Annotated in this window: 20 protein-coding genes; 3 read left to right on the top strand and 17 right to left on the bottom strand. The window is 51.3% G+C overall.

All coding sequences use genetic code 11. The features are described 5' to 3' along the window. Positions 1-41: 41 nt before the first annotated feature. Positions 42-725 carry a hypothetical protein gene (locus SH451x_RS07735; protein WP_479361872.1) on the bottom strand — a complete coding sequence of 228 codons (684 nt, stop codon included), beginning with the start codon at positions 723-725 and terminating at the stop codon, positions 42-44. 565 nt (positions 726-1,290) lie between these two features. Between SH451x_RS07735 and SH451x_RS07730 the strand changes: the two genes are divergently transcribed. Further along, entirely contained in the window at positions 1,291-2,115 is an 825-nt protein-coding gene (locus tag SH451x_RS07730) for an NIPSNAP family protein (protein WP_479361871.1), read from the top strand. A 605-nt stretch (positions 2,116-2,720) separates the two neighbouring features. Next, the gene (locus SH451x_RS07725; RefSeq protein ID WP_479361870.1) at positions 2,721-3,464 is read left to right on the top strand and encodes a dienelactone hydrolase family protein; all 744 of its coding nucleotides are present in this window, start codon (positions 2,721-2,723) and stop codon (positions 3,462-3,464) included. Here SH451x_RS07725 and SH451x_RS07720 read toward each other — a convergent pair. The 7 genes from SH451x_RS07720 to SH451x_RS07690 form a co-directional block, all read right to left on the bottom strand. Then, a complete protein-coding gene (locus tag SH451x_RS07720) occupies positions 3,461-4,477 on the bottom strand; it encodes a patatin-like phospholipase family protein (protein ID WP_479361869.1) in 1,017 nt (338 codons plus the stop codon). The two genes, SH451x_RS07725 and SH451x_RS07720, sit on opposite strands and share 4 nt — an antisense overlap. An 11-nt stretch (positions 4,478-4,488) precedes the next feature. Continuing rightward, on the bottom strand, positions 4,489-6,489 hold the full coding sequence (locus SH451x_RS07715) for an acyl-CoA dehydrogenase family protein (RefSeq protein ID WP_479361868.1): 2,001 nt from the start codon (positions 6,487-6,489) through the stop codon (positions 4,489-4,491). Between the two features lie 100 nt (positions 6,490-6,589). After that, positions 6,590-8,794 (bottom strand): 3-hydroxyacyl-CoA dehydrogenase NAD-binding domain-containing protein, encoded by a 2,205-nt coding sequence (locus SH451x_RS07710; protein WP_479361867.1) that lies wholly within the window; start codon positions 8,792-8,794, stop codon positions 6,590-6,592. Between the two features lie 30 nt (positions 8,795-8,824). Further along, positions 8,825-10,117, bottom strand: a complete 1,293-nt coding sequence (locus tag SH451x_RS07705) for a thiolase family protein (protein ID WP_479361866.1) — start codon at positions 10,115-10,117, stop codon at positions 8,825-8,827. After that, positions 10,114-11,868, bottom strand: coding sequence for an AMP-binding protein (locus SH451x_RS07700; protein ID WP_479361865.1), 1,755 nt, complete (start codon positions 11,866-11,868; stop codon positions 10,114-10,116). Before SH451x_RS07700 ends, SH451x_RS07705 begins: the two co-directional genes overlap by 4 nt. Before the next feature lie 367 nt (positions 11,869-12,235). Beyond that, positions 12,236-13,114 (bottom strand): universal stress protein, encoded by an 879-nt coding sequence (locus SH451x_RS07695; RefSeq protein WP_479361864.1) that lies wholly within the window; start codon positions 13,112-13,114, stop codon positions 12,236-12,238. A gap of 190 nt (positions 13,115-13,304) precedes the next feature. Further along, positions 13,305-14,183 carry a universal stress protein gene (locus SH451x_RS07690; protein ID WP_479361863.1) on the bottom strand — a complete coding sequence of 293 codons (879 nt, stop codon included), beginning with the start codon at positions 14,181-14,183 and terminating at the stop codon, positions 13,305-13,307. Positions 14,184-14,695: 512 nt separating this feature from the next. Here SH451x_RS07690 and SH451x_RS07685 point away from each other — a divergent pair. Beyond that, on the top strand, positions 14,696-15,145 hold the full coding sequence (locus SH451x_RS07685) for a hypothetical protein (RefSeq protein ID WP_479361862.1): 450 nt from the start codon (positions 14,696-14,698) through the stop codon (positions 15,143-15,145). 146 nt (positions 15,146-15,291) lie between these two features. Here SH451x_RS07685 and SH451x_RS07680 read toward each other — a convergent pair whose 3' ends face one another. The 9 genes from SH451x_RS07680 to SH451x_RS07640 form a co-directional block, all read right to left on the bottom strand. After that, a complete protein-coding gene (locus tag SH451x_RS07680) occupies positions 15,292-15,669 on the bottom strand; it encodes a hypothetical protein (RefSeq protein ID WP_479361861.1) in 378 nt (125 codons plus the stop codon). 333 nt (positions 15,670-16,002) lie between these two features. After that, positions 16,003-16,404, bottom strand: a complete 402-nt coding sequence (locus tag SH451x_RS07675) for a Na+/H+ antiporter subunit G (protein WP_479361860.1) — start codon at positions 16,402-16,404, stop codon at positions 16,003-16,005. 63 nt (positions 16,405-16,467) lie between these two features. Next, positions 16,468-16,737, bottom strand: coding sequence for a K+/H+ antiporter subunit F (locus SH451x_RS07670; protein ID WP_479361859.1), 270 nt, complete (start codon positions 16,735-16,737; stop codon positions 16,468-16,470). Next, entirely contained in the window at positions 16,734-17,267 is a 534-nt protein-coding gene (locus SH451x_RS07665) for a Na+/H+ antiporter subunit E (protein ID WP_479361858.1), read from the bottom strand. The genes SH451x_RS07670 and SH451x_RS07665 overlap by 4 nt, the downstream gene beginning before the upstream one ends. Beyond that, positions 17,268-18,815: a monovalent cation/H+ antiporter subunit D gene (locus SH451x_RS07660; protein ID WP_479361857.1), complete on the bottom strand. Its 1,548-nt coding sequence runs from the start codon at positions 18,813-18,815 to the stop codon at positions 17,268-17,270. Beyond that, entirely contained in the window at positions 18,812-19,165 is a 354-nt protein-coding gene (locus tag SH451x_RS07655) for a Na+/H+ antiporter subunit C (RefSeq protein WP_479361856.1), read from the bottom strand. The genes SH451x_RS07660 and SH451x_RS07655 overlap by 4 nt, the downstream gene beginning before the upstream one ends. An 80-nt stretch (positions 19,166-19,245) precedes the next feature. Then, positions 19,246-22,167 carry a monovalent cation/H+ antiporter subunit A gene (locus SH451x_RS07650; protein ID WP_479361855.1) on the bottom strand — a complete coding sequence of 974 codons (2,922 nt, stop codon included), beginning with the start codon at positions 22,165-22,167 and terminating at the stop codon, positions 19,246-19,248. 764 nt (positions 22,168-22,931) lie between these two features. Next, positions 22,932-24,191, bottom strand: a complete 1,260-nt coding sequence (gene pepT / locus SH451x_RS07645; protein WP_479361854.1) for a peptidase T — start codon at positions 24,189-24,191, stop codon at positions 22,932-22,934. A 30-nt stretch (positions 24,192-24,221) separates the two neighbouring features. Further along, a complete protein-coding gene (locus SH451x_RS07640; protein WP_479361853.1) occupies positions 24,222-25,370 on the bottom strand; it encodes an iron-containing alcohol dehydrogenase in 1,149 nt (382 codons plus the stop codon). Positions 25,371-25,425 lie beyond the last annotated feature (55 nt).

Raw genomic sequence — 25,425 nt, 5'->3', positions numbered from 1 at the left:
ACCGGAATCACGTGAATTCGATCCCGTCGCGTAACGCTGACTTACATTAATTTTATGCCATCCACAAACGAATTGAAGTCAAACGGCCAGGAAGCATCGCTAATCAACCGAACCAAATAGAAGCGTTGGTGGTGCTCGATCGCAATCGTTCTTACGCGCACACGGCGATAGCCTGTCATTCGTTCATGTTCGAAATCGTATTCGCTTGTATATTCTGCCGAGGGGCATCCCGATAAGTTCGATTGTGAAGGCAGATCTGTAATCTTAAAAGCTTTAAGTAACCCTCTTGAAATTTGCAGGTCGCGTCTAATGATCCTTAAGGCCTTCGTAAACTGAAGCTCTAGAGAGACTGCATTGGGTCGATTGAATGCTATCTTCATTAGCTCGTGAGCTAGATCAAGTTGATCTGGATGACTTGCCAAATATATTTGCACGCAAATATTAGAAGAGTTCTTTGGGGATATCGCAACAAATGGTAAGTCAAGAGCCTTAAGAATTGCAGCGTTCGATTCCTCGCTATCCACGTCTAAAAGTTGCCCGTTTTGTATTTCTCCCATACTTTCCAACTGACAGAAATCCCAGCCTTCCGGGCAGCGAAACGCTATTCCTAAGCGGCGATTTAAATATAAATCATCGTGCCGTCCAGCAGCTGAAGAACTAGCGAGCGCAAGCTTTGCGAGAATAGTGCCAAAGATTGTTAAGAATTCTCTTCGACCTATTCCCATTGTTTTTCCAATCGCAAACTAAGCAAAACATCGCGGCTGCAGGCCGAGTCAAACAATGAACTTCGTCACTGTCCTCAGGCAGTTATTTATTCTGTTCCTAATCAAGCCGACTTTCATTCGCTACGATACATGGCTTTTGTTCTGAAATCAAACGCGACGATCTTATCGCCGCATGTGGTTAAATCCCTCGATCATCGGCCGCATGAAAACAGGCAAGATTGCAAAAGGCCTCGCGCGAGACGCCGGATTACTATTGGAGCCGAATAAGAACAAAGATAGCGTATCACGCGCGGACGGCCTTTGAAATGAAGGTTCTGCATAGAACGCGAGTGCTTGGTAGATCACGCCAAAAGCGTCACAAATTAGCCAGTAAAAATGTATGATTCTGCCTGCTTGTAGCGAGCAAACGGGCAGATTCTAATGTTCTTGAAGGTTGACGAGTTGCTCGCTTGACTGAGTTCTCATTCATCGCGGCATACCAAATAGCTTTAACCGCCGCCTCCGCATTTAGCCTTCGGCATGCGTATCGAAAACTGTTTCCATTTATTTTTCCATAGGACCACACATGAAAACGTTACAAGCCGCTGCATCGCGACTACTCGCGATGCTTGCGTTAACAACACTCGTATTTGCGGGAAGCCAAACGGCTCAAGCTGACAACGAAGCATCCGCCTCTAGCAAGATTTACGAACTACGTTTCTACGTCGCCGCACCGGGCAAACTGGCTGCACTCAACGCCCGCTTCCGCGATCATACGGTCAAGCTTTTTGAAAAGCATGGCATGGAAAACATTATCTACTGGACAGTTTCCGAAGGCGACAAAATCGATGGAGATAAAGCTGAAAACTTGTTGATCTATATCGTTGCTCACAAAGATCAAGCCTCCAAGGACGCGTCGTGGAAAGCCTTCGGAGCTGACCCGGAATGGCAGGCCGCTCGCGATAAATCCGAAGTCGATGGCAAACTGTTGGCAGAACCACCACGAGTCATCTTCATGACTGAAACAGAATTCTCTAACATGGACTGGCCAGCCAATCACGACTCCGATGCACCTGCCAAGCTATACGAATTGCGACATTATAACGATGGACCAGATCGCGTGCCGTTCACCGTCGATCGATTCGCTTCGGGTGAAGTTCAGCTTTTCAAAGACGCAGGCATGGAAACAGTCAAATTCTGGAAAGCTTCCGACGATAGCGCCTTCATCTATTTGTTGGCTCACAAGGATCGCGAAACTTCGAAGGAATCATGGACTGCATTCTTTAAGACCTTCCGCGGTTTTATGGATAATTACAATGCGACCAAAGGGGGCCCTCCGCAGACAGCTAAACCAGGCAATGGATACGAGGTGCGCTTTCTGGTGCCAACCGATTACTCGCCTCGCAAGTAACATTGAATCCCTCGGAACGAGGGGAGCTTAGTACCTGGTTACCAGGCTCCGCCTGGTAACCAGTGCACTGCAGGCTCTGCCTGCGGATTTCAATCGCTTAATCAACCTGCAGAAGAGAGGCGGAGCCTCCAAGGCAGTGCGTTCCCAGGCAGAGCCTGGGAACGAGAGGACCGATTCCTGGTTACCTGGCTCCGCCTGGTAACCCAGTGCACTGCAGGCTCCGCCTGCGGATTTCAATCGCTTAATCAACCTGCAGAAGAGAGGCGGAGCCTCCAAGGCAGTGCGTTCCCAGGCAGAGCCTGGGAACGAGACGAACGATTCCTGGTTACCTGGCTCCGCCTGGTAACCCAATGCACTGCAGGCTCTGCCTGCGGATTTCAATAGCTTAACCAACCTGCAAAAGAGAGGCAGAGCCTCCAAGGCAGTGCGTTCCCTGACAGAGCCTGGGAACGAGAGGACCGATTCCTGGTTACCTGGCTCCGCCTGGTAACCCAGTGCACTGCAGGCTCTGCCGGCGGATTTCAATCGTTTAACCAACCTGCAAAAGAGAGGCAGAGCCTCCAAGGCAGCGCGTTCCCAGGCAGAGCCTGGGAACGAGGGACATTATGAAAATTGAACCTAACAAATTTGTCGACATTGAAACGCCAACAGGGCCGATGCGGACGCATTTGTTCCGTCCTCTGAGCCCACACCCGGTTCCGGCGGTGATGCTGTACTCCGAGATCTATCAGATGACCGGCCCGATCGCTCGTACAGCAGCGTATCTTGCAGGCCAAGGCTACTTGGTCGCGGTGCCTGAGGTCTACCACGAGTATGCCGAGCCAAGCGAAGCGTTCGCGTACGACCAGGAAGGGACTGACCGCGGCAACCGACTTAAGACGACCAAGCCTGTCTCCCAATACGATGATGATGCGAAGGCCTTAATCGCTCACCTTAAGAATTCACACGCTTGTACCGGAGCGATTGCCGCAATGGGCATTTGCTTAGGTGGTCATCTCGCTTTTCGGGCTGCGATGAATCCCGAGGTTAGTGCCGGGATTTGCTTCTACGCGACCGATATACACAAGCGCAGCCTGGGCGCGGGCATGTCGGACAATTCGCTGGATCGCATGGCAGAAATTCAAGGCGAAATGCTAATGATATGGGGCAGGCAAGATCCTCATATACCGACAGAAGGCAGGCGGCTGATATATGACGCCATGACAGCCGCCAATGTTAACTTTACTTGGCATGAGTTCAACGGCGAGCATGCGTTTATGCGTGACGAAGGTCCAAGGTACAATCCTGCAATCGCGCATCTTGCATACACCATGGTCTTTGACCTGCTTTCGCGAACTCTCAAGCGTTAGATTGCATGTGGATAGCTCTCTCGCAATAGCTCCTCACGATCATGATTGCTTAAGCTGGCCAAAAGCGTCTGTTGCTTTTCTTTTTTCCAGAACGCGGCCATCGTTTTATGTGCCGCAATTCGACCCGCGTCAATCAGATCGTCGGGATTATCGAAATCGAACCAAGGCACATGTCCGACATCTGGACGGATAACTATATCCGCGTTACCACGTATATGCCGACGCAGTAATTGTTCCCCAATGTCTTGCATGCGCATCATGACATCAAGCGCCGTGTTGCATTCATGAATCGCCGTACGCTCCTTGCCCACATCAACCCCGATTGTCAAATCACTAGCGTACGACCGAGCTATTGTATTGGGAAGCGAATCAAAGACACCGATATCGCATAACAACATTTTACCCCAATGTACCGGCGGAAAGATGCCCGGGATAGCAGACGATGCAAGTACAGCTTCTCGCAGTGATCCCTTTTCTAGCACAATTCGATGTCCACTTAACAGATCCGCGCACACGATACTTAGCGGCGTTGGAAGATCCTGCAAATCAATATCCGGCAACAGATACTCGATGACTTCCCAAATCCCAACCCGAGGCATCAGGGCTGGGGCCGTAACGGCTCGGTTAAAACGTCGATGTGCAGAAACAAATTGACGGATCCTGCTATACCAAGCAAAAAATCCAACCTCTTCATCCACGGACTTCGACTTTTGGTCACCAAATAACAAGTGTTGCTTGGCTTGGAAGGTCGGCGAATTCAGGAGTTCAATCGCTCTGGTCTGCACGAGCCGAATATTTGGTTCGAGTGCACACATAGCACCAACCAAACTGCCCATACTAACCCCAACGATTCGCTCGGTTCGAACACCTGATTCGCCGATCACTTCCATGGCTCCCAAATGAGCAAGTCCTCGCGCGCCACCGCCACCGAGTGCAATTACGGCCGACCGTGGCTGTCTTCGCTCTACGATTGCGCGAGAATCATCGCACACGTTTCTATTTTGCCAGATCATCGCAGCACCTCTCATTTGTATGGCATCATAATTTTCGAAACACTAACACCACTCAGTTCGTCCCATCCAGACTCGGCAATTTTTGCACCTAACTCGGTCAAGCTTCGGAAATCGCGATCAGAGATTGCTTCGCCGTCAATCTTTCGACGAAGATCGCGACAAGCTACATCGGCGGCGGCAATTGTAATTGGATCTTTCGATCGCGCCGCATAGAGACTCGTGACAAGAATCACAACGGCGTTCTGTAGAGTCGTTGAGAGCTCTGACATTCGGCATTGTCGATCTGCAAGCTTAAGTTGATGCTTTCGCATCGTGCCGCTAATCGTAAGGCCCGATCCACTGAGCAGCCTTTGAGCATAACGCACATGCGCACGTAAAACAGGCGGCATTGATCCAGTTTTGCTCCATTTCGTACCACGCAGAGACCTGCCCAGGAACCACTTCGCATAATTCGCCATTGGCTTACGTAACGCCCAAAGATGCATGGGATTAACCAAGTTGGGTTGACGGACACCTAGATCGTGCAGCGTTCGACCAATCGATTCGAAGTACTCTTGGCCATGGTGCTTCACAAGCGATTTGAAAAACGCCATCCCCAGCATTTCTCCTTCGCCTTCATAAATGCAAGGGGCCAGGAACTCATGCACATTGTCTCCGAATAAGTGACCATGCAGAAACGATCTGCCGCCAAGAGTCTTCATAAATAGCTCAATTGCAGCTTCCTTTTGTGCTTCGCTGCCAAAGATTTTTGCAATAATGCATTCCATTTCCCCTCGATAGCCTTCGTCGATAAGACTCGCGCACCATTGCGTTAATGCGTCGCATGCAACGATCAACCCAGCCATGCGGCCCACACGTCGTCGTACAAGCTCTCGTTTACTGATTGCTTGACCATATGTCTCGCGGTAGGCAGCCCAAGGTAGCATCTCGGCCAGCATCCAGCGCATGGTGCCAGCTGCATTCGCGCACAGCGAGATCCGGCCAAGGTTTAATCCGTGGTAAGCAATGGTAAGGCCGTCGCCGCGTACCGGATTCAGTAGATTGGCGGCGGGAACTCGAAAATTCTTAAATACCAGACCATTGTTATGAGCCCGACGAAGAGCATAAATACCGTAGCGATTCACCTTGAAAGTCTCGTCTTCATGCTCTGGCAAATCGACGATCAATACGCTCGGCTTGTGGTCGATCTTACAAACAAGCCCGATGGTTCGTCCAGGAATCGCATTGGTGATGAATAGCTTTTCACCGTTAATTAGGTAGTAATCACCATCGCGGACGGCGGTCGTCTTTAAAGCGGTAAGATCACTGCCAGCGCCGGGCTCTGTCAGCGCAAAGGCCGAAAGTCGCGATCCATCGCCCAGCCCAGGCAGGAATCGTCGTTTTTGCTCATCGGTGCCAAACGCTCGTACTGGATCGACCGCGCCGATGCATCCGTGGACCGAAGCGAGTCCGGCAACCGTTGGCTCGATCATGGCCATTCGTGTGATCATCTTGGCAAATTGCCGCATGGTCGCACCGCTGCCGCCATACTCTTTGCCGACTAACAGCCCCCAGTACCCAGCGACACCAAGCTCCGAAAGAACTTGGTCGGATATCTTTCCATTACTGTTCAACAACGTGTTGTCGGCCAAATGTCGCCTTACGACGGCGAGCGAACTTTCAACGACTCGCGTTACCTCTTGATCATTCACCAATTCGTGACTGCCGAACAAGTCCGTTTCGACCGTTCGGTCCCAGACGGCTCGGTGAATCGGGCTGTTAATTGTCTTATAGCGAGCTTCAAAGAGATCCTCAACTTGATCATCGGCCGTATCTAGAACCCCCGTACGCTTTGCTTCTTCATCCGACGCCCCACCAAGCCGCAGAGCGACTTCAGCGAACGACTCTTTCGCCGCAGTCACACCGCTAGACTTCGAGTCCGCTTTCACGGCAACTTTCGCAGTTCCGCCGACATAAACATTTGCATCATCACTGTTGGACGCAGGACTTGCATGATTGATATCAAGGCTCATGATCTCTTCCTCCAGGACTTGGATGTTAGGACAAAGTCAATACGATTTTCCGTCTGCTGTTGTTTCGGTCGCTCGTCGAGCGGCCAGCCGAAAGATGTTCTTAGTGTTGAATTAACTGCGAAGCTGCCGTGGCGATCGGATTCGAGTCGAAAAAGCGTGCGTTTCCATCGGCCATAGTATCTAACAGCGCAGGAGCGGCGAATCGCTTTCCAAACTGTGATTCTAAATGACGAAGATTGCTTTTTAGCACATGTGGGCAAATCGAATCGATGACGTGCAGCGGGCCACCGCGATGAGGCGCAAACCCTGTTCCCAGCACCATGGCCAGATCAGCTGCCCACTTGTGCTCGACAACATGTTCTTGCATACATCGCATCGTCTCGACCAACATTGGGTAAATCAGCCGCCTCTGTATTGCCGTTAGGCCGTCAACTCGAAGCTCGGGTAAGACAAATCTTTGGCCACTTGCCACGGTATGATAAAAGCTTGTCGCCTTTCGACGTTTCTCATTGCGATACGTATAGAACCCTTTGTCAGCTTTCTTCCCGATCTCTCCGCGTTTGACCATATCGCCGAGAAAATCTACAACCGGCTCTAGCCCAACAAGGATCGTTCCTAGAGAACCTGCTACATGAAATGCGACATCAATTCCGACTTGGTCAAGCAACTCAAGCGGGCCCATCGGCATACCAAAATGTCGAATCTCTCGATCAATCGTTTCGATATCATACCCTTCGCAAACCATCATCGCCGCCTCGCCCAAGTAAGGGAACAGCACGCGATTGACGAGAAAGCCAGGTGAATCGGTAGTCACAATGGGCGTCTTCCCCAACGCACGAGTAAACGTAGCAAGTCGCGCCACTGTGCGATCGTCAGTCGAATTTGTCTTGACGATCTCTACCAACTCCATGCGATGGACAGGGTTGAAAAAGTGCAGGCCAGCCACGCGACTTGCATTCATCGTCGCATTGGCCATTTTGGTAACAGAAAGCGATGAAGTGTTGCTCGCCAGTATCGTGCTTTTGTAAACGAACCGATCAAGCGACTGGAAGAGTTTGCACTTCACATCTTCTCGTTCAACCACTGCTTCAATAATCAGATCAGCGTCCATCAGATCGTCGTCTTCGCAAGTAATGTTGATTCGACTTCGAACATCAGAGCGTTCTTCAACTGACCATTTTTTGTGGACTGCAAGATCGTCGATCAGACCTTCAATACGGCGTCGACCTGCTTCTGCGGCCTCTGCATTGACTTCTTTTAACACGACAGTGAACCCGCGATAAGCAGCCAATTGACCGATGCCTGCTCCCATCGCACCTGCACCGATGATCCCAACTTTAGCAATTGGGGATTCATGAACCACAGCCATCGCGCTTGACGTCCATGTTTTAATCTGACGCGCCCTCTCCCTTGCAAAAAATATATCGAGCAAGTTGCGGCACGTCGGTGTCAACAACAGTGATGTAAATTCGTTTCGTTCCTGCGCGAGTCCAGCATTACGATCTCGCAATCCTGCTCTAATCGCAGTTAGCGCAGACCGAAGAGCAGGATAGTGAACTTGCTTTCTTTCGATACTGCGTGCGGCAAGTCGGAGAACTAGGCGACGACCAAGATATGTTTTATCAAGTAGCTTGGTCCAGAGCTTCGAGCGACCATTGCTGTTGGACTGCTTATCATTTCCGAGGATTTCGTCGACGAACTCGGCCACGGCGACATCCCCGTGTTGTGGTTCTGCAACTCTATCGACGAGACCAATTCTTCCCGCTTTCTTCGCATCGATCAGTTCACCTTTCATAATCATCGATAGTGCGGTCGATAATCCGATGCGTCTTGGCAGCCGTTGTGTACCGCCCCAGCCTGGTATAATTCCGAGCTTGATTTCAGGTAGGCCCAGTTGAGTTGAACTACTATTTCGTGCGATTCGATAGCGACATGCAAGCGCGAGTTCTAACCCGCCGCCAAGGCAGACCCCGTCAATCATCGCAATCGTTGGGATTTTGAGACCTTCGATACGATTGAAAAGTGCTTGGCCAGCATCTACTAGCTCACCAGCTCGTTTGACGGAAGTTACGTTTGCCAACACGTGAACATCGGCGCCAGCCAAGAACCCGCTCTCCTTGCCGCTTCGCAATATAAACAGACTGACGTCTTGGGATCTTTCGATCGATCCTACTATAGTGCTCAGTTCTTCCATGACCGACTCGGTCAACACATTCAGCGGCTTGTTGGGCACGTCCAGCCAAGCAGTTACGACACCTCGGTCATCCTGGTCGATTCGAAAGTTAGTGTATATTCCCAGTTTCATGATCGCACCTGTATTTCTCGAAACAGTGATTTAACTAAGATCAGTCTCCACCATCATCGCAACGCCTTGCCCGCCTCCGACGCAAAGTGTTGCCAGGCCTCGTCGCTTGCCAGCCGCACGCAGCGACCTTAGCAACGTCAAAACTAGCCGCGTTCCAGTTGTGCCAACGGGATGTCCGAGCGCTATTGCACCACCATGCACGTTCAATCGTTCCATAGGCAACTGGCCGATCGCTTCATCCAGTCCCAATTCTTTTTGCGCGAAAGACTTGGACTCAAACGCGGCCAGACACGCGAGCACCTGCGCCGCGAACGCTTCATTTATTTCAATTAAATCGAAATCGCTAAGTCGCAACCCCGTCTCCTTCAATAGTTTCGCAGTGGCATAGACGGGCCCAAGTCCCATCCGCTCCGGCGCACATCCTGCCACTGCGTACGCTGTGACGTATCCAATAGGAACGCTGGCGAATTTCTTTGCCTTGCCTGCGTCAACCAATACCATGGCTGCAGCCCCATCGGTCAACGGACAGCTATTCCCCGCCGTAACGGTCCCCCCCATATCAAAGATTGGCCGCAGTTTGGCGAGTTGCTCCAACGACTGCTTGTCCCTAGGGCCATTATCTTTAGAGATCACGTTCGCACTTGTACCGGCTACTTCAGCGATCTCGCCGGAGAAGAAACAGGATTCTCGTGAAAGCGACGCTTTGCGGTGACTCTCAAGTGCAAAAGCGTCCTGCGCTCCGCGGCTCAACGCGAATTCTTTCGCGAGTACTTCCGCCGTCTGGCCCATGTTTAATCCAGAAACAGGGTCAGTCAGCCCCAGTTCGATTCCCACCACCGGCTTGAAGTGCTTGGGTCGGAACGTTGCGAAGGCAGCGAGTTTGCTCAGCATCGTTTTGGAGCGAGCGACACGGCTCCAGATTTTTGCGGCCTCGTTCGAAACGAGCAGAGGGATGTTCGACATCGATTCGGTCCCACCAGCCACGACAACTTCGCTTTCCCCCTGCGCGAGCCTGTGCCATGCCGAGATGATCGATTCCATCCCTGACGCGCAGTTGCGATTGACTGTGTGAGCGACACGATCAACGGGTACGCCCGCCTTCAATGCGATTACACGCGCTATGTTCGCCGAATCGGCTGGCCCAGAGACGTTACCAATAATGACTTCGTCAATGTCTGCCACTGTCAGTCCGCTACGCTTGATCGCCTCGACGACGGCGATGCGTCCGAGTTCTGCGGCGGGTATATCCTGCATTTCAGTGAAAGCTTTGCAGAATGGTGTCCGCACCGCAGACAATATTGCTAAAGGATTCATGGCTTTCATGATCTGTTCTCCTCCATTACCGGACCAGTTGGATCCAGAGTAGGTGCTTTTTCCCGAAGCTCACGGTGGATAACTTTGCCGAGAAAGTTGCGAGGCAAATCGCCCACGCATTGCTCATAGATACGAGGTCGTTTGTACTTCGCCAGTCGAACATCGCAATGTTCACGAAGCGAAAGTTCATCCCAAGACTTACCTGGCTTTAGAACAATGAACGCCTTTACAACTTCGCCTCGATTCCGATCGGCAAAACCCACCACGGCGGCGTCTTGGACGTCGCTGTGTTCACGAAGCGCTGCCTCGATCTCACTGGGATAGACGTTGAAGCCCGATGTAATGATTAAGTCTTTTTTGCGGCCAACGATTCGGTAGAACCCGTCTGGGTCCTTGATAGCCAAATCTCCCGTGTGCAACCATTTGTCCCGGATCGCTTGTGCAGTCGCGACGTCATCGTTCCAGTAGCCCAGCATCACTTGCGGTCCACGCACAAGAAGCTCTCCAACGTGGCCGTCGTCCATGTCAGTCTGTCCGGTTTCGGCGTCGACGATTCGGCAATCTGTTTCGGGTAAAGGCAAACCGATAACTCCGTATTTAGGCTCGCCGAATAAATCGCCGACATGCGTTACTGGAGACGCTTCGGAAAGACCGAATCCTTCCACGACGAGCGCTTCGCTTCGTTCTGCGAATTCACCCGCAATATCCTTGTCTAGCGGCGCTCCACCCGAAATGACCCAGTGAATGGAAGTCATGTCGACGGGATATTTCCTCAACCGATCATTCAATGCGGCTAGCATTGCAGGCACGGCGTGAAACACGGTTGGCCGATGGTCTTCAATCAGTTGCAAGACTTGTTGGGCATTGAAACGATGATGCAAGATGAGAGTCGCTCCCATCATCGATCCGCCCATCACCATCGCTGACATACCATAGCTGTGGAAGAACGGCAGCACGGCCAGCATTTTCTCGACACCGTAGGAACGTCGCGTCCATTCGAACTGCTGCCACGCGTTGGCCACCATGTTTTGATGGCTCAGCGTTACGGCCTTCGGAGTTCCAGTAGTCCCTCCAGTGGGTAGTATATATGCGGCATCGTGAACAGGATCGATGTCGACGCTCGTCGGTGCGTCGATGGTTCTCGCCATTAAGTCCCAGAACCAATGGCAGTGCTGATTTGTAGTTAACCACCAGTGACCAGTATGGCTATGGCGTTTCCAAAGGTAGCCCAATTGTTGTAGGGCTGGTAAGTGCTGACGGATAGACACGAGTAACGTTTGAATCGGAGTGGCTACATCTCCGTTCACAGTGGCTGGGATCAGATGTGAGAGAAGATCCAGGCACACAACGAATTTGCAGTCGGTAGCGCGGAAAAGCCGATCCGCTTCTGCAGCCACGACCATTGGATTAACGGCTACAACGATGCCACCACAGCGCCACACAGCGTTCGCTGCAATAATGTACTCAGGCACGTTTGGTAACAGTATCGCAACGCGGTCCCCCTTCCGCACGCCCATCTTTTGTAACATCGCGGTGCACCGGATGACATCGCGTTGGAGTTCGGCATAAGTCCATCGATAGTCCCCGTATCGAAGGGCATCTCGGTCAGGGAGTACCTTGGCAGTGTGCTCGAGTACCGCGTACGCAGCGAGCCCCGCGTAGTGTTTGAGTCCCTCCGGTGCCGGCTTAGATTGAGGCAGAACTAAAGAAGGATGATCAGCTAAACCGAAATCAAACTTACCATTTGCAAGGCGTCCCATTGGAGTGTCTCCCCAGAAATCGCTGGTGAACGCTTCCCTACAGCTCGCGAGACTGGCCGGCGGCGAGTCGATCGCTCCTTGTCAGTTTGCTGGCAAGACTGTGCGGGTGAGTTTGGACGCAGTAGCCCAAACACTCCGACAGCCGTCTTTTGGCTGCCGGCTCGTTTCAGCCGATTTCATGTGGAAAGTTGCAAGACAAGGACACTGCCAAACACTAAGTTCAGCAGGTCAGAACCACAAGGGAACGCAAACCGAGCCGTATTCGCCCCCTCAGGGCTCACACTCCATTATACGTTCGGTTTCCGGTAAGGAGTTCAGATTCTCCTAAATTTTCTTTAAAGACCTTTTATACGCCATTGCGGCCATTCTAGGTTTTCTTGGCCCGAGAGATCCAGACCGACGCTGTGGCGTGCCGCAGCACATAGCGCGAGACGCTCCCCATCAAGAATCGGCCCAGCAATCCGCGGCCAGTGTCCCCCACCAGAACGATATCGGACTCCTTGGACTTGGCGAATTCGACGATGCCTTCGCCAGCGTTCAACGCTTCAATTACGTGCAATTCGATATTGCTCGACATGGTGCTGACCGCATCCGACTCTGATTGCAGTGCGGACATTGCCCAACGCTTAGTCTCCTCCGAGTCAAACTGTACTGGGACTTCGGTAAAGCTGACAGGTTGGGTGACGATGGTAAGTAGGTCGAACTTCGTATGCGATTTCCAGTCAAACACGCCGAGCGCTTCAATCCCTCTCTTACAAGGTTCCGACCCATCATATGCAATGGTAACGCGAAGATCACCTTGCTCGCGTTTTTCAATCCCAGTCGTTCGAATGACAAGCACCGAACATTCAGCGTGCGTGGCTACAAATTCGCTCGTGCTACCAAGTAGCATCCTTTCGATCGTTGGACTTCCCGTTGCTCCAACAACGATCAGGTCTGCTTGCAACTCCTTGGCTGTGTCTACAATCTTCATGCCCGCATGACCGTCGGCCACGATATGCCGAACCGTCGCATTGGCGCCTTCGAACATACGCTTGACGGCGAGAAAGGCATCTGCCATCTTCTTCTTTTCTTGCTCTAGAAACTCCTCCATCCAGTTCAGAACTTTGGCGGTCCCATGCATTTGCGGCTTGTAGATGACAGTTATGACTGACAATTCAAGCGGTTCGGAATGAGGCAGATGCGCGAGCAGCCAAGCTGAGTATTCAGCCTGTTTAGTTCCGTCAACAGCAAGTAAGACCTTCATATGGATACTCTCAGGATAAAATTCTGGTTGGGCAAGTTATATTGAAGTGCTAGAAATATCCTAGCAATCTTCCTGCAATTGCAGCGCTCAAAACAAGCGCGATGATGCAGATCAAAATTTTCCAGGCGATGTCGCCTTGGCTAGTGAGTCGTGGAATATGGTACATCTAAATTCTCCTACGCAAAAAACGTTAGTTTTTCCAATTTTTCGTTCTGGCGATCCAAATCGAACAGGGTGCATGGTGCAGCAAGTATCTTGACGTGCTACCCAAGAAAAACCGGGAAATTGCGGACCTACCGGTATTACCCATAAACAACAAATCCGTTTCTTTCATTTCATCTGGAAGCAAAAATGCGCTTCCCACATGAATCGCTTCGCGCACCGAATGCATGACATGGCACTTGCAGGGCAGGGATTTGGCAAGTTTCGACAGCTTCTCTTCAGCCTCGCTTAGCATTTGAACGTCGTAGACAATTTCGTCCGGCAACATGGAAGGCCGCTCTAGCATCCGCGAAATGTGGATCGAAGCCGACTCCGGCCAGTCTAGAGCAACCATTTGTTCCAGCGCTACTTTCGCATTTTCCGACTCGTCATACGCCAACAAGATTCGGTATGGGTGGTACGCCGCGTCAAACGGCCGATCGTTTGTGCGTGGCCGGACAATGAGCACGGGGCATTTCGCATGGCTCGCTACGTAATCCGCATTGCTTCCTAGCATCACGCGAAACACTGCCGAATGCCCGCGAGCTCCCATTACGATCAAGTCTGCATCCACCTGCTCCGCATGATCCATAATTAAACGACTCGGGTGTCCGATCGCCATCTGATGCTCTGACGGAAACCCGGCGGAATCTAAAATCTGCTTCACTTCGGAATAGTTTCTTCCGGCCGCTTCTCTCTCAAGTTCACCAAACTGATAATCAGTTTCACCGGCGATCGTATCGTAGTAAGGATTAATCAACGCCGTGAGCACCACGACACTTGGCTTGTCGCGAAAAGGAAGCTGCGTCATAAAGCGAGCGCCAGCTAGCGACTCTTCCGATCCATCGATTGCTAGAATGACTTTCATGAGGAGGCCTTCAATACGTACGAATAAACAAGCAATTACTCGCGAGCGAAAATCGCGTTAGCGCCATCCGACGACTCGATGGCCCTATACAATCATCCTTCTTAGTAGGCAAGCGATGTGCCAACGTCCTTCGCAATCTAAACTACGTGAATTCCTAACGAAAACCATTGAAAGTGCTAGGTTTTCAAGTGATGCAACCACACTTGTCCAATTCACCGCTGCCTAGCTGGAACTTGCCAAAGTGCGATTCCGCAATCCGCCCACCGCACGTTGGGGCGTATACGCACACAATCACCATTGTTGCACGGTGAAGTAGTACTCTCAAGGAAGCGGCGAAGCAGAAAAAACGACTCGACAACCGCATTTTCGCAGCGAATAGCGACTGCGAGTAGAAGCGCGAAGTCTAGTGACTTGAAACATGACGCGGCATAGCTATTGCTTCATTCTCTTTTGCTTCGACGCAATAGCAGGAGACTTTTCTGCTGTTTATTTGTTCTTCATGCAAGGGATTTATGATGCGAACTTTATATGCACTAGTCATCGTTGCCGCCGGAAGCCTGGGCGCGTTAGTTCTTCACGCTGATGATGATGCGAACAAATCAACACCAACCACGTCCGTAGCGCAGACCGTAGAAGAGCCTTCGATTACGGCTGACAAACCGATGAGCTTTTGGATGGCAAAGAAACTGGACCACTCCAAATCGCTCCTCGAAGCGTTAACCAAAGGCGATTTTGACAGACTGGCCGCTGACGCTCAGCAAATGCGTTTACTCGGAAAACTCGAAGGATTTGTACGTCGCAAAAACGAAGACTATAGAGGACAATTGAACAGCTTCGATCTAGCGAATCAAGAATTGATTCGTCAAGCGAAAAGACGAAACGCTGAAGGTGCCGCCCTAGCCTTTAACCAACTGACGTCGTCCTGCGTGTCGTGCCACGTAATGCTTCGTGAAGAACCTTAAGAAGAACTGGTTTCGATAGCAGAGTGCGGGCGCAGGACCCTCAGCACACGAACTTCCACCGTGGACTGAACTGTTTGGCTCAAAAAAATGCGATTCGGTTGGTTCCGAATCGCATTTCTTGCTTTGCTGTTTCGCTCGAGCACAGATTAGTAGCGGATGCCACCGATCCCAGGGCTTACGATGCCACCGACTCCTAGAGCGTTGCCCACGCCAACTCCTACGCCAGTTCGACCAACTCCGAAACCGCCCGTGTTACCCCGGAAGTTTGAGCCGTAGCCATTGTAGCCGTAGTTTCCGTAATTACCGTAATTCCCCTGATAATTCGCTCCGCTCCAACCCGTGTTTCCGTAACCAGAGTTCGAATAGTTCGATGGTGCATAACTGAGATTACCTCCACCACCACAGCAGCATGAATTTTTCGCTGCCCTTCTGTTGTGGCGGTGTCCCGCATCAGCTGTACTTACGAGAAAACTACTTGCTAGAAAACCTGACGCTAAGCCGACTGTGAGTAGGGCTCTTCGCATTGATGTGTTCCTTGAGAAAATTGGAGAGGTATAAAACTATTCGGAACTTAAGATTCGTAGTTCGCTCCGAATACGCCTAGTACCCAGTTAACAAACGATGTGCCAACGGTACAGTTAACGGCCTTCAAAGAGGTCTCGGCTTCTACAGGTTTGTTAGGCTAGCAAAGCGAAACACAAGCTATTAACGGCGTAAAGTTGCCTCGCTATTCAGAAAAGAAAATGCCCTTGCGATTCAGCCTTGCCTAACGCACGTCGAAGAGGCAAAACTGTTGCACTGCAAAACCACAAACTGATAGTTATGCGCTCACAATCAACCGCCAGTGGAACACGCCACTAATCTACGGGGTTCTTCGGTTCAGAGGGCTCAAGTTCGAGGGAAGGCATAGACTCTAGAGTGCTCCAACCGTACCCAGAATTCGGCTTCGGAAGTTCTGTCGCAATCTTCTCATTCGTGTGCAAAAATGCCTTTGCGAGAAAATGAGCAGTAATTGGAGCGGTGATGAACAGGAAAAACGTAATTAAAATTTCTTGAACGGAAACGGTCCCTTCGACACCAAGTAGTTGGATCATGGACGCTATGAGGCAACCTCCCACACCTAATGTGGTCGCCTTTGAGGGAGCGTGCAATCTTGCCATCAGGTCGGGCAGCTTTAAAAGTCCCAGCGAGCCTACGAAAACGAAAATCGCACCGACGACGATATGAAATGCGACAAGTGCTTCAACGATTGGATTCATGGCCTAATTTTCTGAACAGTATTTTATTTTGCTGCTGTGAATATTACTGCTACGAGCGTCCGTCTATTCAATAATGTCGCCGCGAAGGATAAACCTGCAGTAAGCAACGGTTGAGATAAAGCTGAACATTGCCAGTAAAAGCGCAGATTCAAAATAGAGTGTCGTGTTCTGGTAAATACCGTATAAGATGATCACCGCGATTGTGTTAATTACCATCGTGTCACCTGCAAGTACGCGATCAAGCGCGGTTGGCCCAAATGCCAGTCGCCACAGATTCATAACGAGTGCAGCGGAAACAGCAGCAAAACCGAATATCAATGCATATTCTATCATGGGAATATCGCCTTCAATCGTTTTTCATAGCGATGCTTAATTTGTTTGACTAGTGCATCTGCGTTATCTAAATCCAGGCAGTGGATCAGCAACGACTTGCCGTCAGCGGACAGATCACTACTTACCGTACCTGGTGTTAGGGTAATCGTGGCAGCGAGCGCTGTTATTGCTTCCGGCGTCCGAAGTTCTAAAGGCATACTAACCCAACCACTACGAAGCTGAGCGGCGGGCTTGAACAATATCAGGTAGGCAACGTGCATGTTAGCCACCACGACATCCCACATTAAAACCAAAATGAAAATGATGACTTTGTGAGGATTGCGAATTGTTGGTCGCTGCGGCCAAAAGTGACTGGTGTAGATCGGAATCGTTAGCCCTAGGAGCAGTGCTGCAAACAAATTGGCGGGCGACACACTGTTCTCAAGGGCAATCCAGAGAAGTATCAACACGGCTGTCAGTAGTGGATGTGGTAGCCACCTCTCCGAGAATGTACGTGTTTGCACACTAGTCCGATCGATTGTTTGGGCCATCTAACTACCCTCCTTTACCAACACGGCATCAATGTAACCGGGCACGTCTTGGTATTGCGCCACCGTCAATTCTAAATATCCAACGATCGTGCCAGCGAACACTGTTAGCAGAAGAATGAGAAATACGAAGGAACAGATAGCAATGGTGGGCATTATAAAATCAATGCTCAGGTCCGAAATTTGATTCTCATGTTTATTCGATTCGCCCCCGTCCTCTTGTTGACTACCTGACTTCCAGAAGATCAAACTTCCACTCCGTGAAAATCCGACGATCATAATTAAGCTGGAAAAAAGAATCACAGTCCAAATTACAGTGCCGGCCGCATGCTGAGCAGTTGCCTGGAGGATCAAAAGCTTACCGACGAATCCAGAAAGCGGTGGCAGCCCTACAAGCGCAACCGCAACGACGAAAAACAAAGCCCCGATAAAGCCCTGCTGAGCCAGTTTCGTTCCCACGACAAATGCGTCACCTTCACCAGGGCGGCGAGCTATCACCAAGTCAACGATCATGAAAGCCGCCGCAACCGTTAGCGTAGAGTGCAACAAATAGTAGAGCCCAGCCGCACGGGTTGCCGGGGAAGGATCTGCTATCGTAAGCAATAACAAGCCCATCGACGCGAGTGCTGCAAAACTCGTTTGCTGACCAAGGCTCTTAGCACCTAGCACGCCAAGACTTCCCAATATTAAGGTTATGAGTGCGGCAAAAAGCAAGCAGTCTAAAGCAACAGATCCAAACTGAGTTTCTTGAAAGACCGGTGCGGCCAGATTAAACACTCGGATAAAAGCATACACGCCCACTTTCGTCAAAATTGCAAAAAGAGCAGCGATCGGCCCTGCAGTGTTCGCGTAAGTTCCGGGCAACCAGAATTGCAGTGGAAAAAGTGCGCTCTTAAGACCAAAGACGATCAATAGCAGAACAATTCCGACGTTAAACAAGGCTTGATTACTGCTCGGAATCTCGCTGGCCTTCACGTAGAGGTCAGCCAAGTTTAAGGTCCCTGCCACGCTATAAATCAGTGCCAGCCCCATTAGGAAGATTGTAGAACCAACTAAGTTAACTACTACATACTGGACTCCTGCGCGAATCCTTGCCGCGCCGCCTCCATGGACCATCAACCCGTAGGACGCAATCAAAAGAACTTCAAAAAACACAAATAAATTGAAGAGGTCGCCGGTAAGGAACGCGCCGTTTAGACCCATAAGTTGAAATTGAACCAGAGGATGAAAGTGCTGCCCACGCCTATCCCATCCACCGATCGAGTAGAGCAGTACAAGCAACCCAATGCTGGCCGTCAGCACTAACATGATGGCTGCAAGGCGGTCCAAGACTAATACAATTCCATAAGGTGCAGCCCAATTGCCCAACTCATAAGTCCGTACTACTCCGTCGCTTGCCATGGTTAGCTGCAGCAGTCCGATGAATAACAATATGACTGCCGATCCAATCGAAAACGTACGTGCAAGTACGATATCGTGGCGCACGGCAAGAGCCAGCAACGGCGCAACGACTGCAGGAAAGAGGATCGGCAAAATCACCCAATGATTCATCGACGATCCTTTGCAACTACGTGCTCTGGACCAAAGAGATCGACGTGATCGCTGCCACTTTCAAAGTAACTTCGTATGGCCATGACCAGGATAATAGCCGTCATTCCGAAGGAGATTACGATGGCTGTAAGTACTAAAGCTTGGGGCAACGGATCGGCATAATCGCCAAGTGGATCGACGATAATATCTGGTCGGTTGGTCGTAAGTCGGCCGGTAGAAAAGATAAAGAAATTGGTTGCATACGTGAGCAAAGTTAATCCCAGAACAACGGAAAAGGTCCGAGTTCGCAAGATTAGGTATATTCCCGCGGCCGTCATCATAGCAACTGCCGATGCGATTAAAAATTCCATTGCTGTTTGCCTAAAACGATATTAAATTCACCAACTAGTGTTCTGGTCTACCTAAGTTCAACGTAACGCTGCCTTGCGCCTCACGATACTCCGCCTTGCGCATCACTCCTAGGTGATGAACTGCTATCGGCCAGAGGTGAATTCCAACTTGGCCGAACTTCATTGTCATACGGTGCAAGCGACGGATCATAATCCATCGGTTCTTCATTGATTTTCCCACTGCCTGTCATGCGTCCTAGATTTGAAAAGTTTGCTAGAGCGAGCATGACGCCACCGACGACCGTTAAAAAAACTCCCAAATCAAAAGCCATCGCGCTCGCAAGTTCGACATCCCCCAAGACGGGAATATGTACGTGATTGTGACCGCTGGTAAGGAATGGAAGCCCAACAACCATCGAGCCAATTCCCGTCGCCGCGGCAATGAGAGCGCCACCACCGATTAATGCATGAAAGTCAAAACGAACTTGTTTGTCGGCCCACCCAAAACCGCTTGCCATGTACTGCATAATCAAAGCGATCGATACGACAAGTGCTGCGATGAATCCGCCGCCAGGCAAATTGTGTCCACGCAAGAAAATGAAGAGAGAGACCATAAACGCCAGCGGCAACATCATTCGAGTAGCCACTACCATCATTAAGGGATGTCGATTGGGAGAAACGCGAATCCCAGAAGTCCACTCCGACAGTCTCCGCCGAATGGGCCCGTGACACATACCGTCCAGCATTGCATGAATTGCCATAGCTGCAATTCCTATAACCATAATTTCGCCAAAGGTATCAAACCCGCGAAAGTCCACCAAAATTACGTTGACAACGTTCGCTCCACCGCCGCCAGGAATCGATTGTTCGACGTAATACTTGGATATAGTAGAGAAATCGTGACTCATCATCGCCCAACATAAAGCTCCGACGCCCCCACCAACGGCAACGGCAAGCAGTCCATCTCGTAAATGAATTATTTTGCTCGACTCAGTGATCGACTCTTTCGGAAGAAAATGAAGCGCAAGTAGCATCAGGATCAGCGTTACTACCTCAACCGATATTTGCGTGAGAGCCAAATCAGGTGCGGACAGGTAAATAAATGCCATGGAACTCATCAAGCCTATCACGTTGACTGTAATTAAGGCGACAAGCCTGCTTCCATGCTTTAGGACCATTACAACACAGGCCCCCATCACCAAAACCCAGCCGACTACCATAACCGCGTTCAGCATCAAAGGTGGACGCGTGCCAAAATCGTAAGGCGACACGAAGAACACTGTGGCACCAACCAACGCAGTAGTCAAAGTCAGAATGAACAAGCTGCGTTGCAGCGAACCGTTATGTAAAACAGCAGTAATATTTCCGGCAAGCTGTGCTGCGAATGCCATTGTCGTATCAAACACTCGCTTCGCCTCAATTACCGCCGTTCGATCCCACACCCATCTGGCAGGCCGATAAGCGAGTAGCACAACACACCCTACCGCAAGAGCAATGAGCGACATATACAATGCCGGCGTCCATCCATGCCATAACGAAAGATAGAACTTCGGAACTTCAGTTTGTAGCACAGAGCGGCTGGCAATACGAACGGTCGCTCCAGCCCAAGTCTCAGGAAATAGACCAATCAAGACGGCTAGTACGACCAGCAATGCAGGAGGAAGCCACAACCCCTTTGGCGGATCGTGGGGAGTTTGCGGATAGTCGTCGCGACGCTTCCCAAAATTCACGAAGAATATGTATCGCAGCGAATACGCAATGGAAAACGTCGCCGCTATCGTTGCTAATATCGGGAACACCCAATTGTTATTCATCCACGCTGTATGGCTAACCTCTTCTAACATCATCTCCTTGGACAGAAAACCATTGAGCGGCGCGATCCCTGCCATCGAGATTGCGGCTATGATTCCCGTAGTCGCCGTGATCGGCATCAGACCGGAAAGACCACCCAAGCGACGGATATCTCGGCTACCCACCTCGTGATCTACGATTCCCGCGTTCATGAACAACGCCGCTTTGAATGTCGCATGATTGATTATGTGAAAAACACAGGCGACAACGGCCATGGGCGTATTGAAACCAAGCAGCATCGTCATCAAGCCGAGATGACTGATCGTCGAGTACGCCAGAATGCTCTTGAGATCGTCTCGGTAAAGCGAAACAACAGCAGCAAACAGCATCGTGACCATGCCTGTCGTCGCTACGATATAAAACCATTCATCCGTACCGGAAAGAATTGGCCACAACCGGGCCATCAAGAAGACTCCCGCTTTCACCATCGTCGCAGAATGTAGATAGGCAGAAACCGGAGTCGGTGCTGCCATGGCGTGTGGCAACCAAAAGTGAAATGGGAACTGCGCACTTTTAGTAAAACACCCGCCTAAAATTAACAAGAGGATTGGCAAGTAGTAATTTGATTGGCGGACGATGTCTCCTCGACCAAGGAGTTCGGTTAGTTCGAAAGTGCCGGCGACATTGCCTAACAACAGAAGCCCAGCTAACAAAGACAGCCCCCCCGCTGCAGTGACGGTCAGCGCCATCCGCGCTCCTTGACGTCCTTCAGGCTTGGTGTTGCTAAAGCCAATTAGCAGAAACGATGATAGGCTCGTGAGCTCCCAAAATACAAGAAGCAACAAAACGTTACTGGAGAGCACAACGCCGACCATCGCGCCTTGAAACAGCAAAAGGTACGCAAAGAATTGCCCCATGGCGTCTTTCCGCGATAAATAATATCGTGCATAAATGATCACTAACAAACCGATGCTCAAGATCATCGCCGCGAACAGAAGCCCCAGCCCATCGACGAAAAAACTCGCATTCAGTCCAGCTTGCGGTAGCCAACTCCAACTAGCCTGGACGACTTCGTTACGACTGACGGCCGGAATGTGAGTCAGCAAGAGTGCAAGCGACAGCATCGTTACTGAACCGGCCGAAACCGCTGCCGCTGTACGACTCGAACGGATCATCAGCGCAGGCAAAACCGCTCCCAAGAATGGCAACAGTACGATCAAAACGAGATTCATCAACGCTCCCAAATGTAGCTTTTCAAACCAGTCAGTCCATGGCCTCGCGACGTAAGAGTCTAACGCAAAGCGGCTCCGTTTCCGACCGCAATCAGGTCACAATTCTGCGACAGGTTGTCCTACGCTTATTCATTCCTAAATGCATACGCAACAGACGTGGACGTCGCTGGTCGCGGTTGCGAATAGGGTGCCACGGCAGACTTGTTGTGGACGGGTGCCACTTCTGCCTTGCTGAAAAGGGTGCCACTGCTGGCTTGTCCAGCAGTGCTCGTGGCGAAACAGCAAACCTACCCAATGTGCCCCTGGCTTCTGTCGAAGCCAGCCACGATGCACGTGCATCTCCCTCGTAGCTGCGTTCGCCAAGAACGCGGGGGAAGTTGGGTACGTCAACCATTGCGCAACCGGCTCCTAGGCGAAGCCAGCTACGATGCGCTTGAATGATGCGCATGCATCCTCCCTCGTAGCTGCGTTCGCCAAGAACGCGGGGGAAGTTGGGTACGTCAACCATTGCGCAACCGGCTTCTAGGCGAAGCCAGCTACGATGCGCTTGAATGATGCGCATGCATCCTCCCTCGTAGCTGCGTTCGCCAAGAACGCGGGGGAAGTTGGGTACGTCAACCATTGCGCAACCGGCTTCTAGGCGAAGCCAGCTACGATGCGCTTGAATGATGCGCATGCATCCTCCCTCGTAGCTGCGTTCGCCAAGAACGCGGGGGAAGTTGGGTACGTCAACCATTGCGCAACCGGCTTCTAGGCGAAGCCAGCTACGATGCGCTTGTAACCGGTTGTTGCTGCCAAAGATCAAGCAACACAACCAAATGTTCGGCCGATTCGATCATCTCATCCAAGCATGCAAACTCAAGCACACTGTGAATGTTATGCTGCCCACAGCTTAGATTCGGCGTCGGCAGGCCGCGTTCAGAAAGCTGCGAACCATCAGTCCCACCGCGTACAATTGTCCTCCGGCACGGACGCCCCAAGTGTTCAAAAGCCCGCTCAGCCAACTCCACTGCGAGCGGCATCTTTGCCAAAAAATCAGCCATGTTACGGTACTGACGTTTGATCGTAAGCTCGACCGAAAGTCCAGCAAAAGTCGTCTCAACGAGCCTCGCCGTCAGTCGAAGCATCTCGGCATACTTTTCTAATTGTGCCGAGTCGAAATCGCGCAGGAGAATCTGGAGGGTAGCTTCGCCGACTCCAGCCTTCAGATCATAGGGATGCATAAATCCGCTCCGATCGTCGGTCGACTCCGGAGACAGATGATCTCGGGGCAGCATCGTCACGAACTCCGAAGCTGCACGAAGCGCATTAACCATACGATCTTTTGCAATCGCCGGATGAATGTTCTTGCCGACGAACTTTAAGATTGCCAGATCCGCGGAGAAAGTCTCGTGATCAATTTCACCCGCGCCGCCGCCATCGAGAGTATAGGCGACGGTCGCATTGGCTTTCGCAAGATCAACGTGCTGGGTCCCATTGCCGATTTCTTCGTCGCACGTAAAAAGCAACCGAAGCTCTCCATGTGGCAATTGTGGGTTTTCGAGTAGGTGTTGAGCTACTTCCATAATGACAGCCACGCCTGCTTTGTCATCACCGCCAAGCAGAGTCGTACCATCGGTTGTGATGAGCGTCTTGCCAACCAGCTCTGCAAGCGCCGGACAATGTTCCGCCGAGATAACTTGGCCAGAATCACCTAACACGATATCGCCACCCGAGTAGCTCTCTATGACTTGTGGCCGCACATGAATCGCAGGCGCTTCGGGGGACGTGTCCAAATGTGAATTCAGCATTACAACCGGTGATGGAGTCGACGATTTGGAGGGAATCGTACCCCACACGAGTCCGTGTTCGTCCTGGCGAACATCAGACACACCCATTCCGATCAACTCGTCGCGCAAGAGTTTCCCCAAAACTAATTGTTCGGAACTGCTTGGGTAACTCTCGGAATATTGATTCGCAGGCGTACCAATTTTTACATAGCGGAGAAATCGATCCAGCAGACGCTGACTGTTAAATTGGGGCACTGAAGAGTTCCTTAAGAAATTGCCGCTCGCCTAAATCGCTTCTCGATAGATATCACGAACTTGCTCCAAAGAGTACAGCACCGGATTGTGCTGCAAAGTCCACTGGGGCATTGCGTCGTTGGCAAGCGAGTCGATCGCAGCGTTGGGAATGTCCATTTCGCCGAGTCGCGTCTTCAAACCAGAAAGCTTCAACGTCGCAGTAAACCAGCTAGCAAGACGCTCGGCCGCCGTTCCGCTGTGATTTCGGACAAGATCGTCGCTTAATAGCTCGCGATACAATTGCTCTAGCGCATCAGACTTGCCGTTCCATCGAATAATGTGCGGCATCATTAAACCGACCGCTTGACCGTGGGGAATATCAAATTGTGAAGTGAGTGGGTTGGCGAGGGCGTGTGCAGCTCCCAGCATCGACGACTCGATAGCCATCCCCGACAAATACGCTCCCATTTGCATGTCAGAACGCAGCGCAAGATCGTCAGGAGACTCAAAGACCTTCGGCAACGCAGTCGACATCAATCGCCAAGCCTGACGAGCAAATGCAACTGAGATGGCAGTGCGTGATTTGGTGACATAGGACTCGAGCGCATGTGTTAGAGCGTCGATCCCAGTCAGCGCCGTGAGGGCCGGCGGCTGAGTCGCAGTTAAGCATGGGTCCAGAATCGCAACGGCAGGTAACGCGCGACGATCGCCGCAAGCCATCTTAACATGCGTCTGAGCGTCACTGATGAGCGCAAATGATTGAGCTTCACTTCCTGTACCAGCAGTTGTTGGGACTGCGATCATGGGGAGCAGGTCGCGCGTAGCCTTACCGACGCCCCAGTAGTCCTTTAGACTTCCGCCGCAACTGTACAGAAAGTTGAGGCCCTTGGCACAATCCATCGATGAACCGCCACCCAAGCCGACGAGCAAATCAGGCTTGAACTGCTGAGCGATGGCGAGGGCGGCTTCGACGTCGGACGTCGTTGGATTTGGATGGAGGTCATGGAAAGCGATCGATTCTAGTCCCGCGTCAGCGATCGATTGTTGTCCGCGGCCAAAATGCCCGGCGTCGACAACTCCACGATCACTAACAATCAATGCACGAGTCGCGCCGAGTTCGCGTGCGACACTGCCTAACCGATCAATCGAACCTTGGCCAAAAATGAGCCGCGTCCGGTGCTGAAACTCAAAATGCTGCATTCGAAATAGCTCGGTAAATCGGACTTGGGTTGAACAATCGTCAAAGCGAACGCGT

It is taken from the genome of Njordella aestuarii, from assembly GCF_056494165.1.
This window is presented reverse-complemented; position numbering and strand designations above follow the sequence as displayed.